Consider the following 15,966-nt stretch of genomic DNA (forward strand, 5'->3'; position numbering starts at 1 on the left):
GGGACCGGGTCACTCCGAGGTGATCACGGCCGCGCCGATGATGCCGGCCCGGTTGCGCAGCGTCGCAGGGATGATCTCGGTCTCGATGTCGACCAGGTGCAGGAACTTCGCCGCGTCCTTGCTCACCCCGCCGCCGACCACGAACAGGTCGGGGGAGAACAGCTTCTCCAGGGTGCGGTAGTACGTCGTGAGCCGACCGGCCCACTCCTCCCACGAGAGGTCCTCGTTGGTCTTGATGCTTGCGGCGGCGCGCTTCTCGGCGACGTGGCCCCCGATCTCGAGGTGACCGAGCTCGGAGTTCGGCACCAGCACGCCGTTGTAGAGCAGAGCCGAGCCGATGCCGGTGCCGAGCGTGGTCAGGATGACCAGCCCCGAGCGCCCCTTGGCGGCGCCGTACCGGAGCTCGGCGACGCCGGCCGCGTCGGCGTCGTTGACCACGTGCACGTCGCGGCCGAGCCGCTTGGTCAGAAGCGCGTCGGCGTCGGTGCCGAGCCAGGCCTTGTCGATGTTCGCCGCCGAGTGGACCACTCCGTTGCGGACCACCCCCGGCACCGTCACGCCCACCGGGCCGGTGGCCTCGGGGAATCGGCCCACGAGCTCGACCATGACGTCCGCCACCGCGTCCGGGGTGGACGGCTGCGGGGTGTCGATGCGCTGGCGGTCGCTGGCGAAGTCGCCGACGCTGAGGTCGACCGGCGCAGCCTTGATGCCACTGCCGCCGAAGTCGATGCCGATCGGATGGGTCATGGGCGCAGTCTTTCAAACACCGCACCTACCCGCGCGTACGACGTGCCCCGATTCGGAACGGAGTGCCCCGACACGGTAAGGTTCCGATCGCTCGCCACGCTCACGTGAGGCGGGTGATCGGGCTGTGGCGCAGCTTGGTAGCGCACTTGACTGGGGGTCAAGGGGTCGCAGGTTCAAATCCTGTCAGCCCGACCGATCGGCTCTGATCTGCTCCTGCAGGTCAGAGCCTTTCTTGTTCGGTGGACGGCGCCCTCCTGGAGCGCACGAGACCCGAGCCCGGGTGAGCAAGCGCACGTTTCGCGGCCGGTCTTCCGGGCACTAACCGGGTGCCCTGCGCGGCCCTCGCCGCGTCCGACCTAGGAGACCGTGATGGCTTTCGGACCTCGGGTCTGCGCTCGTTCCCGTGCGGGGGCTGCCGTGCGCTTCCCGCAGCCGGGCGGTGGCCGGTCGTGACGGTCGAGAAGCCGCTGGTCCTGGATGACCGCTACTCCCTCGAGGAGATCATCGGGCGGGGCGGCATGGCCGACGTCTACCGCGCGACTGACCAGCTGCTGCTGCGGTCGGTCGCGGTGAAGCTCGTCCGCGAGATCACCGAGCCGGGGGTGCGCGAGCGATTCGTCGACGAGGCCCGGACCCTCGCGTCACTGAACCACGCCGGCCTGATCACGCTGCTCGACGCCGGCATCCTCCACGACCGCCCGTACCTGGTCATGGAGCTGGTCACGGGCAAGACGCTGTCGGCGTGCATCGCGCAGGGACCGGTCGACCCCGAGCGGGTGCGCGCGATCGGTCGGCAGCTGGCCGCGGCGCTGGCCTACGCGCACGCGCAGGGCGTGGTGCACCGCGACGTGAAGCCGAGCAACGTGCTGCTGTGCGACGACGAGCGAGTCCTCCTCGCGGACTTCGGCATCGCCCGCCTCGTCGGCTCGGCGCAGCACCACACCCGGACCGGCGGCACGGTCGGGTCGCCGGCGTACCTGTCGCCGGAGCAGGTGGCGGGGGAGCAGGTCGGCCCCGAGTCGGACGTGTTCTCGCTCGGCCTCGTGCTGCTCGAGTCCCTCACCGGCGTACGGGCGTTCACCGGGTCGGCGATCGAGGCCGCGATGGCGCGGCTCCACGCGGCCCCGAGCATCCCGGACGAGGTGGCCCCGGCCTGGCGCTCGCTGATCAGGGCGATGACACGACGAGAGCCGGACCGGCGCCCGGCGGCCGCGGAGGTGGCCGCCGCGCTCGCTGATCCGGCGTGGGGCGAGCCCGGAGCCGGGTGGGTCGGCGATCCTGCGGCGACCGGAGAGCTGGAGCTGACCCAGGGTGAGCTCCTCACGGTCCCGCCCTCCTCAGGTACCCCCGGTCCGTCGAGCCCGGAGATCGTCACGGCCGGCGAGGTCGCGCCACGTCGCCGTGGCTGGGCGGTCGCCCTGGCCGCACTTGCCCTCCTGGCGGTCGTGGTCGCACTGGCGGTGGTCGCTCCCTGGAAGCAGGACACGCCCGGGAGCGGCTCCGGCGGGTCGGTGCCCGCAGGGGTGCCCAGCCGCCTGCAGCAGCCGCTCTCGGACCTGCACGACGCCGTCGAGGGGCACCACCCGTGACCGGGCGTCGTGCGGCAGTGGTGGTGGCGGTCGCGGCGCTGCTGCTCGGTGGGTGCGGCAGCGGAGCCCGACAGACCCCGTCGGCGGCCGAGCAGGTGCCGCGGCTCGGCGTCCTCCTCGATCGGATCGACGGCGAGCTGGCGGCGCACCGCTACGCCGAGGCGCGCCACGACCTGCGGGCCATGAAGGCCGAGGTGGCCCGGGCGCGCGGCACGGGTGACCTCCGCGCCACCGACGCCGGCCTCGTGCTCGCCGCCGTCGACCACCTGCTGAGCGGGCTGCCCTCGAGCGCGACGACAGGGCCGACCGCCGGGCCGACGACGTCGACGACGCGACCCAGCCCGTCGGCGTCCTCGAAGCCCGCACGGCCGAGGACGACCGCGACTCCCCACGCGTCGCCGAGCGCGTCCCCGTCACCGACCCAGGCGCCGACCACGGCAACCCCGTCGTCACCCACGCCGACGTCGTCGCCGTCGGTGCAGGTGAGCCCGGCCGCGGCCACCAGCAGCGCGACCCCCTGAGCCGGTGACCTACGCCGGTCGCGCCCGGGGAGCCCGCGCCGCCGGACGGGCCAGCTGCTCGGATCCGGTCCCGGCCTGACTGGCCGCCGGAAGCGTGGCCTCGTCGGCCCTGTCGACCTCGGGCGCCTCGGTGCGCACGGTGACCGACGACGCCTCGATGCGGCTGATCGCCACGATGAGGACCACGCACAACGCCACGGTGAAGAGCACGACGCCGCTGAGCATGAGCGCCCAGGTCGTCGCACTGGGGTTGAAGTCGTAGTAGTAGTTGGCCATGACGCCTCCGTGGGCTCGCGATGACGGACGAACCCATGGTGGGGAACCGGACGCAGGTGCCCCCAGATCCGGAAGTCCCTGGCGCGGGGGACCGTTGGTCCTGCGCGAACGGGTCCTGGCCGGCGCGTCACCGCGGCCAGGACCCGCCGGTGGGACCTACTTCTTGGCGTACGACGCCACGCCGGTGTCGTACAGCACGCACGGCTCGTCGCCGACGACCCAGGCATCGTGCCCGGGATCGATCACCATGACGTCGCCCGGCCCCACGGTCGCCTCGGTGCCGTCGTCCATCCGGACGGTCATCCGGCCCGAGATGCAGATGCCCGTGTGCCGCGTCTGGCAGGAGTCCGTGCCCGCGATCGGCTTGACGTCCTCGGACCAGCGCCAGCCGGGCTCGAAGGTCCCGACCCCGAGGGTGAAGTCCTCGAGCGTGATGACGTCCATGTGGCCGTGGTCGCGGAACGGCCTGGTCTCGTGCGGTTTGTCGATGTTCTGAGAGTCGAGTACTGCCATGGCTACCTCCAGTGTGAAGGGCCGCCCGGGATCGACCTCCGGCGTCACTGAATCTACGAGCCTCGGCGCCGCTTGGACAGAGGTGAGCCTTACCGACGTGTGACGGCGGAGCCGGGCGGTTCGGCGGGGTCGGGACGCGGACGCCCCCGTGCGTCGACGCCCGGGAGCGGTAGCCTCCGGCCGTGCCCGTGAAGCGACACCTCGCTCGACGCCTGACGAACCGTCTGGTCCATGCCGCCCATCGGTGGGTGACGCGCGCGGGGGCGATCCAGCCGGGCACCGACCTCGCGGAGTCCTTCGGCACGTTCGGGGAGGGCAGCTACATCACGTTCCCGATGGCGACGATGTACGGCGCCCGCGCGATCCACCTCGGCCGGGACACCCTGATCGGACGGCACTGCTCGCTGCTGGTGGGCTACGCGCCGGACGACCCGGAGATCCCTGAGCGCGGCATCGTGATCGGCGACCGGTGCGTGATCGGCGCCGGGAGCACGCTGACCGCGCACGAGTCGATCACCCTGGGCGACGACGTGTGGTTCGGTCAGGACGTCTTCGTGTCCGACGCGAGCCACGGCTACCAGGACCCCGAGACCCCGATCGGCCGGCAGCTCGGCAGCCACCAGCCGATCACGATCGGCTCGGGCACCTGGGTCGGCCACGGGGCGGTCATCCTGCCCGGCTCGCGGATCGGACGGCACGTCGTGGTGGGCGCCGGCTCCGTCGTACGAGGAACCGTGCCCGACCACAGCGTCGTGGCAGGCGTGCCCGCCCGCGCCGTACGCCGGTTCGAGGCCGGCCTCGGGTGGGTCGCCGTGGACGACCCGTCCGACGTCCGGCCCGCCTGGACCGCGGCCGAGGTCGCGGCAATGCTCGCCGGCGAGGCGTGAGGCACGCCCGCTCCGGGGGCCTGCGCTACGTGCCGGCGGTCGCGTCGCCCGTGCCGGTGGTGGTCACCAGCGAGTCGGGGAGCTCCGCGAGCTGCTCCTCCAGCTCGGGAGGCGGTGGCGCGGCGGCGTTCTCCTTCTCGGCCCCGGCGCCGCCGCCGACGGCGGCGCGGCGCTTGTTGTAGACGTCGAACGCGACGGCGGCGAGCAGCACCAGACCCTTGATCGTCTGCTGCCAGTCGATCCCGACGCCCCGGAGGGACATGCCGTTGTTGAGCACGCCCATCACGAAACCGCCGATGATCGCCCCGACCACCGTGCCGACACCGCCGGTGACGGCCGCGCCACCGATGAAGGCCGCGGCGATGGCGTCGAGCTCGAAGTTCACGCCGGCCTTGGGATTCGCGGCGGTGAGGCGGGCGGCGAACACCATGCCGGCGAGCGCGGCGAGCATGCCCATGTTGGTGAGCACCAGGAAGTCGATCCGGCGGGTCCGCACGCCCGACATCGTGGCTGCGTCGACGTTGCCGCCGACCGCGTAGATCTGCCGGCCGATGACGGTCCGGCTCATCAAGAAGGTGTAGAGCCCGACGAGCGCGAACAGGATCACGGCGACCACCGGGAGCCCGCGGTACTGCGCCAGCACGTAGACGAAGTACATGATCACGACGACCTCGAGGGCGACCTTCGCCAGGAACAGCGGTCGCGGAGCGACATCGAACTGGTAGCGCGTGGCCGAGGCCCGGCGTCGGAACTCGATCCACACGACGAACGCCGACATGGCCGCGCCGATCAGCATGGTGAGGTTGTGCAGGCCGGTGTCCGGACCGATCTCCGGCAGGAACCCGTTGCCCATCCCCTCGAACTGCGGCGGCAGGTTGGCGACGGTCTCGCCGTTGAGCACGGTCAGCGTCAGGCCGCGGAAGATCAGCATGCTGGCCAGGGTGACGATGAAGGCCGGGATGCCGACGTACGCGACCCAGAAGCCGTGCCACGCGCCGATCAGCGCGCCCAGGCCGAGGCAGAGCACGACGGCGACGAACCAGGGGAGGTCCCACTTGGTCATCATGATCGCGGCCACCGCCCCGACGAACGCCGCGACCGAGCCGACCGACAGGTCGATGTGGCGGGAGATGATCACCATCACCATGCCGATGGCCAGGATCAGGATGTAGCTGTTCTGGGTCAGCAGGTTGCTGACGTTGAGCGGCTTGAGGAGCACGCCGTCGGTCCGGAACTGGAAGTACAGCACGATCGCCGCCAGGGCGAGGACCATGCCGTACTGACGGATGTTGCTGCCGAGCATGCGGCGAAGGGAATTCATCGGGGTCACCTCGTGTGGCTGGTCATGTGGCGCATGAGGGCCTCCTGGGAGGCCTCCTCGTGCGAGAACTCGTGGGTGATGCGGCCTTCGGCGAGCGTGTAGATCCGGTCGCAGAGGCCGAGCAGCTCCGGGAGCTCGGAGGAGATCACGATGACTCCGCGCCCCTGGTCGGCGAGCTGCTGGATGATGCCGTAGATCTCGAACTTCGCCCCCACGTCGATGCCGCGGGTGGGCTCGTCGAGGATGAGCACCTTGGGGTCGGTGAACATCCACTTGCTCAGCACGACCTTCTGCTGGTTGCCGCCGGAGAGCTTCGCGACTCCCGCTGCCACCGAGGGGGCCTTGATCGCGAGGTCGCGACGGTAGGTCTCGGCGACGAGCACCTCGCGGTTCTCGTCGACCGTGAGGCCGGTCACCAGCTTGTCCAGCTTGGCCGACGAGATCGAGGTCTTGATGTCGTCGAGGAGGTTCAGCCCGAGGGACTTGCGGTCCTCGCTGACGTAGGCGAGGCCCGCGTCGATCGCATCGGCCACCGTCTTGAGCGTCAGCTCCTTGCCCTCGAGCCGGAGGCTGCCCTGGATCCGGCTGCCGTAGGACCGGCCGAAGATGGACCGCGCGAGCTCGGTGCGTCCGGCGCCCATGAGGCCCGCGATGCCGACGATCTCGCCGCGCCTGACCTGGAGCGCGGCGTCGTCGATGACGGTGCGCTCGTGGTCGTGCGGGTGCATGACCGTCCAGCCCTCCACCTCGAGCAGGACGTCGCCGATCTGGGGGGTGTGGTCGGGGAAGCGGTGCTCCAGGTCGCGACCCACCATGCCCCGGATGATCCGGTCCTCGTCGACGTCACCCTCCGTGACGTCGAGGGTCTCGATCGTGCGGCCGTCGCGCAGGATGGTGATCCGGTCCGCGATCTGCTCGATCTCGTTGAGCTTGTGGCTGATCATGATCGAGGTGATGCCCTTGCGCTGCAGCTCCTTGAGCAGGCCGAGCAGGTGCTGGGCGTCGTCGTCGTTCAGCGCGGCGGTCGGCTCGTCGAGGATCAGCAGCTTGACGTCGCGGGAGAGCGCCTTCGCGATCTCGACGAGCTGCTGCTTGCCGATGCCGAGGTGCTTGACCGGGGTCAGGGGATTCTCGCGCAGTCCCACGCGGGCGAGCAGGTCGATCGCCCGCCGGTTGGTGGCGTCCCAGTTGATGACGCCGCGCTGGGCGTTCTCGTTGCCGAGGAAGATGTTCTCGGCGATCGACAGCTCGGGGATCAGCGCGAGCTCCTGGTGGATGATCACGATCCCGGCGGCCTCGCTGTGGCGGATGTCGCGGAAGGTCACCTCGTGGCCGTCGAACGTGATCGTGCCGGTGTAGCTGCCGTGCGGGTGCACGCCGCTGAGCACCTTCATCAGCGTCGACTTGCCGGCACCGTTCTCGCCGCAGATCGCGTGGATCTCCAGCGGGTGGACGGTGAGGTTGACGTCGGTGAGCGCCTTGACCCCGGGGAACTCCTTGGTGATCGAGCGCATCTCGAGGATGGGCTGGGCCATCGGGCCGGTCACCCCTCTCGTGGTGCCCGCTCCTGGGGGCGCGGGCTCGGACTGGTCGGTGGACGGGGGCCGGGGGTGCCCGGCGGTGGCCGGGCACCCGCGGCGAGCGGGATCCGGGTGGACGTGTCACCCGGACCCCGCAGCGGTCACTGCAGCTCGGACTGGGTGTAGTAGCCCGTGTCCACCAGCGCCTGCGTCACGTTGTCCTTGGTCACCGGGACCGGGTCGAGCAGGTAGGACGGCACGACCTTCTTGCCGTTGTCGTAGGTCTTGGTGTCGTTGACCTGCGGCTTCTTCTTCGCAGCGATGTCCTTGATCATGCTGACGGTCACCTTGGCGAGCTCGCGGGTGTCCTTGAAGATCGTGGAGTACTGCTCGCCGGCGAGGATCGACTTCACCGAGGCGACCTCGGCGTCCTGACCGGTGACCACGGGCAGCTTCTTGCCGGCGCCGCCGTAGCCGTTGGCCTTGAGCGCGGCGATGATGCCGATCGAGAGGCCGTCGTACGGCGACAGCACGCCGTCGACCGTCGCAGAGGTGTACTTGGAGGTGAGGATGTCCTCCATGCGCTTCTGCGCGGTGGCCGGGTCCCAACGCAGGATCGCGGCCTGCTTGAAGTCGGTCTGGCCGGAGACGACCTTGATGTCGCCGGAGTCGATCATCGGCTTGAGGATCGACATCGCGCCGTTCCAGAAGAAGGTCGCGTTGTTGTCGTCGGGGGAGCCGGCGAACAGCTCGACGTTGTAGGGGCCGGCGCCGCGAGCCTTGAGACCGTCGACGAGCGACTGGGCCTGCAGCACGCCGACCTTGAAGTTGTCGAAGGTCGTGTAGTAGTCGACCGCGTCGCTCTCGCGGATCAGCCGGTCGTAGGCGATCACGGGGATCTTGCTGTCCTTGGCCTGCTTCAGGACGTCACCGAGTGCGGTGCCGTCGATCGCGGCGATCACGAGGACCTTGTCGCCCTTGGTGACCATGTTCTCGACCTGCGAGACCTGGGTCGGGATGTCGTCCTCGGCGTACTGGAGGTCGACCTTGTAGCCGGCCTTCTCCAGCTGCTTCTTGATGTTGTTCCCGTCGGCGATCCAGCGCTCGGACGACTTCGTCGGCATGGCGACACCGACGGTGCCCTTGCCGCCGCCGCTGCCGGAGGCGCTCGTGCCGCAGGCCGAGAGGCCCAGGGCGAGCGCGCCGATGGCGACGCCTGCGATCAGCTTTCGCACTTCTCTTGCTCCCATTCGTCGTGGACCGGTGTGTCCCGAGGCGTAGCTCCGGCGCCGGTGAGTTCCGAAAAGTTAGCGTTAACAGTTAGCGCTAACATCGCAGAGTGTGACCCCCGTCACCGCGCCCGTCAAGGGGGCGTGACGGCAAACCGGGCGTGCTCCGCGGATGTTTTCGGATCGAGACCAGCTTGTGACCTGGGACGTCTGGTCCAGGCGTCAGCCGGTGCTTGACGACGTGGATGTGATCGCTAACATACGCCGGCTGCGACCCGGGAGACAGCCCGGGCGCCGGCGAGTCCGAGCGCAGCGAGCGCCAGGCCGGCAGGCAGGTCGAGCACCCAGTGGTTCCCGGTCGCGACCACGGCGCAGGCCATCAGCACCGGGTGCAGCACGCACAGCACGCGCAGCACGGGGGACCGGAGCAGGGGGAGGACCACGACGGCCACCAGGACCACCCAGCCGACGTGGAAGCTGGGCACGGCGCCGAGGTGGTTGGTCAGGCCGTGCGGGCGCGCCACGCCCTCGAAGGACCCGTGGGCGACCGTGTCGGTGAATCCGGTGCCGCCGATCCAGGGAGGGGCCGTGGGGTAGGTCGCATAGACCAGGAGGCCGGCGACCCCGGACACCAGCAGGGCCGTGCGCAGCCGCCGGTACGCCGGCGGGTGGCGCCGGTACATCCAGACCACGATCACGATCAGCGCGGGGAAGTATCCCCAGACGTAGAACTGGGTGAGGAAGGTGCCGAGCCCGGGGACGGAGAGCGCGGCGTCCTGGAACCGGTGCTCGACGTCGAGGTGGAGGAGCCGCTCGAGCCGGAGGACGGCTGCGGTGTGCCGGACCGCCTCCGGGGTGCGGTCGAGGGTGTACCAGCGGACGGCCAGGTAGCAGACCAGGGCCGCTGCGACGAAGCCGAGCTCCGGGAGGACGGCCGCCCGGTCCGAGGCGGTCCGCCTCTCCCGCAGCGTCGGTGGTGCCCAGGTCACGGCGTACGCCTCGGCCGGTCAGGCCCCGCGCGGCCAGGCGCCCAGCAGGTCGTCGACGGTGAGCTCGGTGCGGTCGAGGAGCCTCGGTTCCCTGACCAGGCGCCGGAACACCTCGGCGGTCCGGGCGAAGTAGAACCCGTCGGAGGCGCGCTCGTCGAGCGTGTAGACCGCGTTGAGACAGCTGCGGGCGACGACGGCGCCGGTCTCGTCGACGACGGGCTCCTTCCGGATGGCTCCGATCGCCACGAAGACGCTGGCGGTGCCGTACTCGTAGAGGTGGTGGAACGGAGGGTCGATGCCGATGGAGCCGACGTTGACGAGGTAGACGCTGGTGTAGAGCGGGATCGCCTCGCGCAGGAACGCCGGCAGCGCGTTGTGGTAGTCCAGCGCCGCCACCGTGCGCGCCACCAGGTCGAGCACCGGACGCGGCGCGGGCGCGAACAGGTCGACCAGCTGGTCGTCCTTGCCGCCCAGCGTCGCCCGCTTGTGCTCGACGGCGGAGTCCACCTGGTCGCGGACCTCCTCGACGGTCTCGAGGCCGGTGAACACCAGCCGGACCTCGGTCTCCGGGGCGTCGTCGGCCATCGCCGTCTTGACGATGAAGGCGATGCTGATGTCGTCGTGCTCGTAGGTGCGGCGCCCGACGATGAAACGGTTCAGCTCCGGACGCAGCCTGATCGTGCGGGCGATCGCGGTCACCAGGACGTGGAAGAGGGTGATCCTCTCGCTCTCGGGGCGGCCGTCGTTGACCTCCTCCAGCCAGGCCAGGAGGCCGTCGACCTCGATCCGCTGCGGGAAGTAGACCGCCGACTCCGTCCGGGTGCGCATGAGGTAGGGCACGATCCGCCGGAAGGCCGGCACGTCGCGCAGGTACGTCGCGTCACGTCGCCGCGTGAACACCGCACGCACCTCCTCGAGCCGGGCGCACCGCCGGGCCCCGGTCCGTGGGGCGACGGTGCCTGGGGGACCTCATGTCTCGACCATCCCGCGGTGCGGTCGGCTCCCGGGAGGGTCGAACGGCCCGGGCGGAACCGGCGAACGGCACCGACGGTCGCCGCTGGACGCGTCGCTGGTCAGGCGAGGCGCCGCGGGACGACAATGCTCGCGTGCCCCTGAAGCCGGAGCCGGCCATCCTCGACGTCCAGGCGGGGCTGGGCGACGTGAAGAGCGCGCTGGTGTCGCTGGGCGCGACGGCGCCGGAGCAGCGCTCGGTGGCCTTCGTGATCGGCGAGCACCTGCTGCTCCTGGCCTACGACGAGATCGACAAGTTCACCACGATCGCCGTGGGCGGTCCCGAGGCGGTGCGCACGGCCCACGAGCTGGCGGGTCACCTCGGCGAGCAGGGTCTCCCGGTGACCGGTGTGCTCCCGCGTCTGCCCGGAGTCCAGCCGGGCTGAGCCGGTTCCCGTGACGCATGCCGGACCGGTCAGGAATGGCCGGCGAGCGCGAGGCCTCTGCGTTCGAGGGCCAGCTCACGGACCCGGGCGATGTCCTCGTCGGTGAAGACGCCATTGACTCCGGAGATCGCGGCGAGCCGCATCCCGTGCTTGAGGCCGAGCCGGTAGATCTCCTTGACCTTCTCCCACTCGATGCTGCGGCCCACCGTGAAGGTCTCGTAGCGACCTTCCAGCGCCAGGACCACGGTCTCGGCGAGGCAGGCGTAGACGACGCCCGGGGGGAGCCCGATGTCGCGCATCGAGACGTCGCCCGGCAGCTCGATCTCGCCCGACTCGATCACCAGCACGTCGGGTCGCTGCGCGACGTCCTCGGCCGAGAGGTCGAGCGGACGGGCCACGTCGGTGATCACGCACCCCGGCTTGACCGCCATGATGTCCAGCACTCGCTTCCCCGCTCCCGAGGTGGCGGTGACGATCAGGTCCATGTCGGGCAGGTGGTCGTCAGGCGTCGCGGCGACCTTGATCCGCGCCCGGGGTGCTCCTCGCTCGATGTCCTCCTTGAGCGCGAGCAGCTTCGCGGTCTCGGGCGAGACCAGCCACAGCTCGTCGCTGGCCAGGGCGAGCAGGCGGGCGCACACCGAGCCGATCGCACCGGTGGCGCCGACCACCATCGCCCGGCCATGGATGCGGCCCTCGTCGTCGACCTCGGCCAGGCCGAGCCGGTCCATCGCCTCATGGGCGGCCCAGAGCGCTGCCGACGCGCTGTAGCTGTTGCCGGTGGTGACCGGCAGCGGCGCCCGCTTGGCCACCGTGACGCCGGCGTCCCCGACCACCTTCGTGAACGCGCCGAGCCCCATAACCTGAGCCCCGAGCTTGCGGGCGATGTCCGCGGCGGCGAGGAGCCGGGAGTAGGTGAACTCGGGGCTGTGCGCCATCAGCTCCTTGGGCGTGCCGCCCACGGTGATCAGCCAGCCCTCCGCCTCGGCGCCGGTGGGGGACGTGATCCCGGTGACGTGGCTGTAGGTGAACGGCGGCGCGTAGGCCATCGCCTTCTCGACGACGTCCATGACGACGCTGGGGGCCACCTTGCTCAGCGTCCCGAGCGGCTCGACCTGTGCGAAGTACTCCTGCGACAGCGGGTGGATCACGAACGCGAACCTGCTCTTGCGGCGCGGCCCGTTGGGGCGCAGGACGCGCGGCTCGAGACCGGCCGAGACGATCATCTCGAGGAGGTCGTCGTCGGTCAGCGGGCCGGAGACCGACGCCAGCATCATGGCCTCGAGCACGGCGGCCGAGACGGTGACGTCGAAGGGTTGCGGCGTGCTGTCGACCACCAGGTCCACACCGCGCCCGGCGAGCTCGGCGAGGCGGCCCTCGGAGATGATCGAGGTGACCAGGGTCTTGCCGGCGAGCTCCTCCAGGCCGAACCCGGCGAGCTCGTCGTAGCTGGCGACCAGGACGTCTGCGTCCTTCGCGGTACGACGGGCGAGCGCGTGGGCCACCAGCTGCGCGGGCGCGAGCAGCTCGGACCGGAGCCCGTGCGGCACCAGGTGCAGCGGCCAGGTCCCGACGGACGCAGCCAGGTCGAGCACGGGGTTGGCGTCGAGCAGGGACGGCAGGTGGAGCCGGAGCAGCGGGTCGGCGTACTCGACGTTGTCGGTGAACTCACGCAGGATCCGCACGGCGCGGTCGTGGTTGTCCCCGCCGAGCACGAGCGTGCGGGCGTTGTCGAAGTAGCCCGGCATCTCCGCCTGGACGTGCCGGATCGCCCACTCCTGGAGCACGTCGTGCAGGGAGCGTCCGTCGGTGACGGGCACGTCGGTCGTCGCAGCCTTGACCCGCTCGATCGCGGCCAGCTCGCCGTCGTACAGGCCCGCCGCCCGTGCCTCGCGGGCTCCGGTGACGGCGATCGCCGCGGCGTCGGGGGCCCAGTGCCGCACGAGCTCCTCCGCCGCACGGATGTCGCCACCCGTGCCGATCCGGACGAGGTGGAAGGGACGGTCGAAGAGCGTGACGTACGTGTCGTAGTCACGCTCGGGCCCGGTCAGGCTGACGTTGACCACCAGGGTCGGCTCGGTGCTCACCTCATGCTCCTCAGGTCATCGCCTTCGCGTCGAACTCCGGGTGGTCGGCCATGAACCGCAGGAGACGAGCGGCGTAGGTCCGGAACGGAGGGCAGGTCACGCCGGTCCCGGCGAGGTCGGTCGTCGTCTGCGTGGTGTCGTAGAGGGTCGGTGAGGCCAGGTAGTCGATCGCCTCCGCCGGGAGGCCGAGCAGGCGCTCCATCCCGGGCACCTTGTCCACCGCCGCATGGGTGACGCCGAGCGGAAGCGGCACCCAGACGATCCGGCGGTGCAGCTCGTGGGCGAAGGTGTCCACCACCTCGCGGATCGTCGGTGGCTCAGGATCGGTCAGAGCGTAGGTCTTGCCGATCGACAGCTCGCTCGCGGACAGCGTGTCCATCGCGTCGACGACGAAGTCGCGCGGCACCAGGCAGAAGCGGACCTCGTCGGGGGAGGCGACCCGCGGCACCACCGCGACAGGCGGCTGGCGGCGCAGGAACGTCGCCACGAAGTACGGCCCGTCGTACTTCTGCGTCGCACCGGTCGCGGAGTCGCCCACGACGATGCCGGGGCGGTAGATCGTCGCCGGGAGGCCGTCGGCCATCGCCTTGCGCACCAGCACCTCGGCCTCGAACTTCGTCTCCTCGTAGTGGTTGCGGAAGATCTGGCCCTCGTCGAGGTCGGTCTCGGCGAACACCCCGTCGTAGCGGCCGCTGACGTAGCAGGTGCTGACGTACTGGAGGCGGTCGAGGTGCTCACGGGAGCGGCAGAAGTCGAGGACGTGGGCGGTGCCGTCGACGTTCACCCTCCGGGCGAGCTCCGCGGATGTGGCCAGGTCGTAGACCGCGGCCAGGTGCCACACCTCGGTGACGGCACCGAGCTCGTCGTGCGGGACGTCGGACATGCCCAGACCCGGCTGGGTGATGTCGCCCTCGACGACGTCGACCCGCCCGCGGACGTGGGGATGCTCGGCCTCGATCTCCCGGATGCGCCGGCGGGCGGTCTCCAGGTGCCGCGGCTGCACGAGCAGCAGCGCGCGAACCTGGGTGCGCCGGGCAAGCAGGCGGGGGAGGAGGGCGGATCCAAGGAAGCCGGGGAACCCGGTCATCAGCAGCACGCTCATGTCTGCACGATGCTCCGACCGGGCGCTCGACCGGGAGGGCCGAACGACCCCCGGGAGCGCGGCGAACGACACGCATCGACCAGCGTGGCGTCGAGAGGTGGCTCAGCCCCGGGACGTCGGGTCCACCCGCTCGCCCAGGGGCTCGCTGCGTCCGCCCATGTCGGCGCGCCGGATCAGGCCGGAGACCAGCTCGTGCCCGCGCGCGATCGTGTCGTCGAGCACGCGCAGGCCGGCGTCGACGCTGCCCGCCTCCAGCGACCACTTCGCCGCGGCCATGCCCTGCACCAGCGAGTCGTTGATCTCGATCGCCTCCCGGTGGAGAAGGGCCGCCGCCTCCAGGCGGCGGCGCTCCGCCTCCGAGCGTCGCAGCCGGTCGGTCGCCTCGCCGACCAGCAACCCCAGCAGCAGGATCGGAAGCACTCGCGCGGCCCAGGCGACCGGGGGCAGGGAGACCTGATCGGCCGCGGCCCACAGCGCGATCAGCGCGACCGCGAGCAGTCCCGCGGCGGTGCCGGCACGCATGCCGAACGTGGTCGCCACCAGCGCCACCGGGAAGACGTAGAGCATGGAGTACGCGTCGGCGGCGTCGCCGGCCAGCAGGCGCAGGCTCAGGACACCGGCGAACAGCACCCCCGCCACGGCGAGGGTCAGCAGTCGGTGCCCGGCCGCGTGCGTGCGCGCGGCTGTGGTCAACCGCCGGGAGGCCACGGTCATGGAGCCCATCGTGCGGGACCCGGGCTCGACGACCAAGGGGTCGAAGGACCCGTCTGCGTCGCCGACGGCCCTTTCCGCGCACGGTGATCCACCAGGCCGGTCCCGTCGAAGGTCCTCGTCACCGGTTGCGTCCGACCCTGTGCCGAGCTGGGCGGACGGGGGACGCTGGGACGAGGGACGAGCGGAGGTGCCCGCCATGACCATGTTCGCGGATCGGGTCGACGCCGGGCGGCGTCTGGCTGCAGGCCTGGCCCACCTGGGCGGGCAGGACCCGGCGGTTCTGGGGCTCCCCCGTGGAGGAGTCCCGGTTGCGGCCGAGATCGCGAGGCTCCTCGGCGCGCCGCTGGACGTGATCGTCGTCCGCAAGCTCGGCGTGCCGTTCCAGCCCGAGCTCGCGATGGGGGCGATCGGTGAGGGAGGAGTCCGGGTCGTCGATCCGGATCTGATCGACCGCCTCGGCATCAGGGACGCGGAGGTGCGCGTCGTCGAGGAGGGAGAGCGCGCCGTTCTGGAGGACCGGATCGCGTCGCTGCGCGGCGCGCACCCCCACGTCCCGCTGCGCGACCGGGTCGCCGTGGTCGTGGACGACGGCATCGCCACCGGCGCGAGCGCCCGGGCGGCGTGCGAGGTCGCACGCCGGCTCGGCGCCGCGAGGGTCGTCCTCGCCGTCCCCGTGGCTCCGGCGGGCACCACGGCGGAGGAGCTCGGGGCCGACGAGCTGGTCTGCTGCGCGATGCCGCTCGCCTTCCGGGCGGTAGGAGAGCACTACCGCGACTTCCGGCCGACCACGGACGACGAGGTCCGCGTGCTGCTCGGCGCGGCCCACTCGGCGACGCCACGTGAGCCGGAGCTCGAGACCGAGCCCTCGGGCTCCTGAGCACGCCGGATCCGCCCGTTTCGGGACGGAGGTCCCGCGACTCGTGACCCTCGGCTCTGCTCTCAGCGGCGCGCCGGGAGTTGACTCCGGACAACGGCGGAGGACCTCGAGACCGCCGGGGCACCTCGGCTCACGCAGGCGAGCTGCCCTCGGCGGGCGGTCTCGTGGTCCTCCTTGCCGTGCCGGCGTCGACGTCGGAC

16 protein-coding genes and 1 tRNA gene are annotated in these 15,966 nt (G+C 71.1%); 6 read left to right on the top strand and 11 right to left on the bottom strand.

Translation table 11 applies throughout. The features are described from left to right. Positions 1-9: 9 nt before the first annotated feature. Positions 10-747, bottom strand: coding sequence for a polyphosphate--glucose phosphotransferase (ppgK, locus tag EFL26_RS23365; protein ID WP_123225329.1), 738 nt, complete (start codon positions 745-747; stop codon positions 10-12). A gap of 118 nt (positions 748-865) precedes the next feature. Between ppgK and EFL26_RS23370 the strand changes: the two genes are divergently transcribed. From EFL26_RS23370 to EFL26_RS23380, 3 genes are all read left to right on the top strand, one after another. Beyond that, positions 866-939, top strand: a tRNA-Pro gene (locus EFL26_RS23370). Positions 940-1,196: 257 nt separating this feature from the next. After that, on the top strand, positions 1,197-2,336 hold the full coding sequence (locus EFL26_RS23375) for a serine/threonine-protein kinase (RefSeq protein ID WP_123225330.1): 1,140 nt from the start codon (positions 1,197-1,199) through the stop codon (positions 2,334-2,336). Then, complete coding sequence (locus EFL26_RS23380; RefSeq protein WP_148046816.1) at positions 2,333-2,857, top strand: hypothetical protein; 525 nt, start codon at positions 2,333-2,335, stop codon at positions 2,855-2,857. The genes EFL26_RS23375 and EFL26_RS23380 overlap by 4 nt, the downstream gene beginning before the upstream one ends. A 9-nt stretch (positions 2,858-2,866) precedes the next feature. On the opposite strand, the gene EFL26_RS23385 is transcribed toward EFL26_RS23380, so the two are convergent. Beyond that, positions 2,867-3,133, bottom strand: a complete 267-nt coding sequence (locus EFL26_RS23385) for a hypothetical protein (RefSeq protein ID WP_123225332.1) — start codon at positions 3,131-3,133, stop codon at positions 2,867-2,869. 156 nt (positions 3,134-3,289) lie between these two features. Then, complete coding sequence (locus tag EFL26_RS23390; protein WP_123225333.1) at positions 3,290-3,646, bottom strand: cupin domain-containing protein; 357 nt, start codon at positions 3,644-3,646, stop codon at positions 3,290-3,292. A 182-nt stretch (positions 3,647-3,828) separates the two neighbouring features. Here EFL26_RS23390 and EFL26_RS23395 point away from each other — a divergent pair, with 182 nt between their 5' ends. After that, on the top strand, positions 3,829-4,533 hold the full coding sequence (locus EFL26_RS23395; protein ID WP_246000359.1) for an acyltransferase: 705 nt from the start codon (positions 3,829-3,831) through the stop codon (positions 4,531-4,533). A 25-nt stretch (positions 4,534-4,558) separates the two neighbouring features. Here EFL26_RS23395 and mmsB read toward each other — a convergent pair whose 3' ends face one another. The 5 genes from mmsB to EFL26_RS23420 form a co-directional block, all read right to left on the bottom strand. After that, positions 4,559-5,854 carry a multiple monosaccharide ABC transporter permease gene (gene mmsB / locus EFL26_RS23400; RefSeq protein WP_123225427.1) on the bottom strand — a complete coding sequence of 432 codons (1,296 nt, stop codon included), beginning with the start codon at positions 5,852-5,854 and terminating at the stop codon, positions 4,559-4,561. 5 nt (positions 5,855-5,859) lie between these two features. Further along, positions 5,860-7,389, bottom strand: coding sequence for a multiple monosaccharide ABC transporter ATP-binding protein (gene mmsA, locus EFL26_RS23405; RefSeq protein WP_123225426.1), 1,530 nt, complete (start codon positions 7,387-7,389; stop codon positions 5,860-5,862). 146 nt (positions 7,390-7,535) lie between these two features. Beyond that, positions 7,536-8,609, bottom strand: a complete 1,074-nt coding sequence (gene chvE, locus EFL26_RS23410; RefSeq protein WP_281273834.1) for a multiple monosaccharide ABC transporter substrate-binding protein — start codon at positions 8,607-8,609, stop codon at positions 7,536-7,538. Positions 8,610-8,857: 248 nt separating this feature from the next. Further along, on the bottom strand, positions 8,858-9,592 hold the full coding sequence (locus EFL26_RS23415) for a phosphatase PAP2 family protein (RefSeq protein WP_123225335.1): 735 nt from the start codon (positions 9,590-9,592) through the stop codon (positions 8,858-8,860). 18 nt (positions 9,593-9,610) lie between these two features. Continuing rightward, positions 9,611-10,492: a 2-oxo acid dehydrogenase subunit E2 gene (locus EFL26_RS23420; RefSeq protein ID WP_123225336.1), complete on the bottom strand. Its 882-nt coding sequence runs from the start codon at positions 10,490-10,492 to the stop codon at positions 9,611-9,613. 206 nt (positions 10,493-10,698) lie between these two features. Between EFL26_RS23420 and EFL26_RS23425 the strand changes: the two genes are divergently transcribed. Next, complete coding sequence (locus tag EFL26_RS23425; protein WP_123225337.1) at positions 10,699-10,989, top strand: hypothetical protein; 291 nt, start codon at positions 10,699-10,701, stop codon at positions 10,987-10,989. A 29-nt stretch (positions 10,990-11,018) separates the two neighbouring features. Here EFL26_RS23425 and EFL26_RS23430 read toward each other — a convergent pair whose 3' ends face one another. From EFL26_RS23430 to EFL26_RS23440, 3 genes are all read right to left on the bottom strand, one after another. Then, positions 11,019-13,073 carry a dehydrogenase gene (locus EFL26_RS23430; protein WP_123225338.1) on the bottom strand — a complete coding sequence of 685 codons (2,055 nt, stop codon included), beginning with the start codon at positions 13,071-13,073 and terminating at the stop codon, positions 11,019-11,021. A 10-nt stretch (positions 13,074-13,083) separates the two neighbouring features. Beyond that, a complete protein-coding gene (locus EFL26_RS23435; RefSeq protein ID WP_123225339.1) occupies positions 13,084-14,175 on the bottom strand; it encodes an SDR family oxidoreductase in 1,092 nt (363 codons plus the stop codon). A gap of 102 nt (positions 14,176-14,277) precedes the next feature. Then, positions 14,278-14,889: a DUF4118 domain-containing protein gene (locus tag EFL26_RS23440; RefSeq protein WP_123225340.1), complete on the bottom strand. Its 612-nt coding sequence runs from the start codon at positions 14,887-14,889 to the stop codon at positions 14,278-14,280. Between the two features lie 196 nt (positions 14,890-15,085). On the opposite strand from EFL26_RS23440, the gene EFL26_RS23445 reads away from it, so the two are divergent. Continuing rightward, a complete protein-coding gene (locus tag EFL26_RS23445) occupies positions 15,086-15,766 on the top strand; it encodes a phosphoribosyltransferase (protein ID WP_123225341.1) in 681 nt (226 codons plus the stop codon). The last annotated feature ends 200 nt before the right edge of the window (positions 15,767-15,966 follow it).

The sequence above is a fragment of the Nocardioides pocheonensis genome (assembly GCF_003725535.1).
GTDB classification, from domain to species: domain Bacteria; phylum Actinomycetota; class Actinomycetes; order Propionibacteriales; family Nocardioidaceae; genus Marmoricola; species Marmoricola pocheonensis.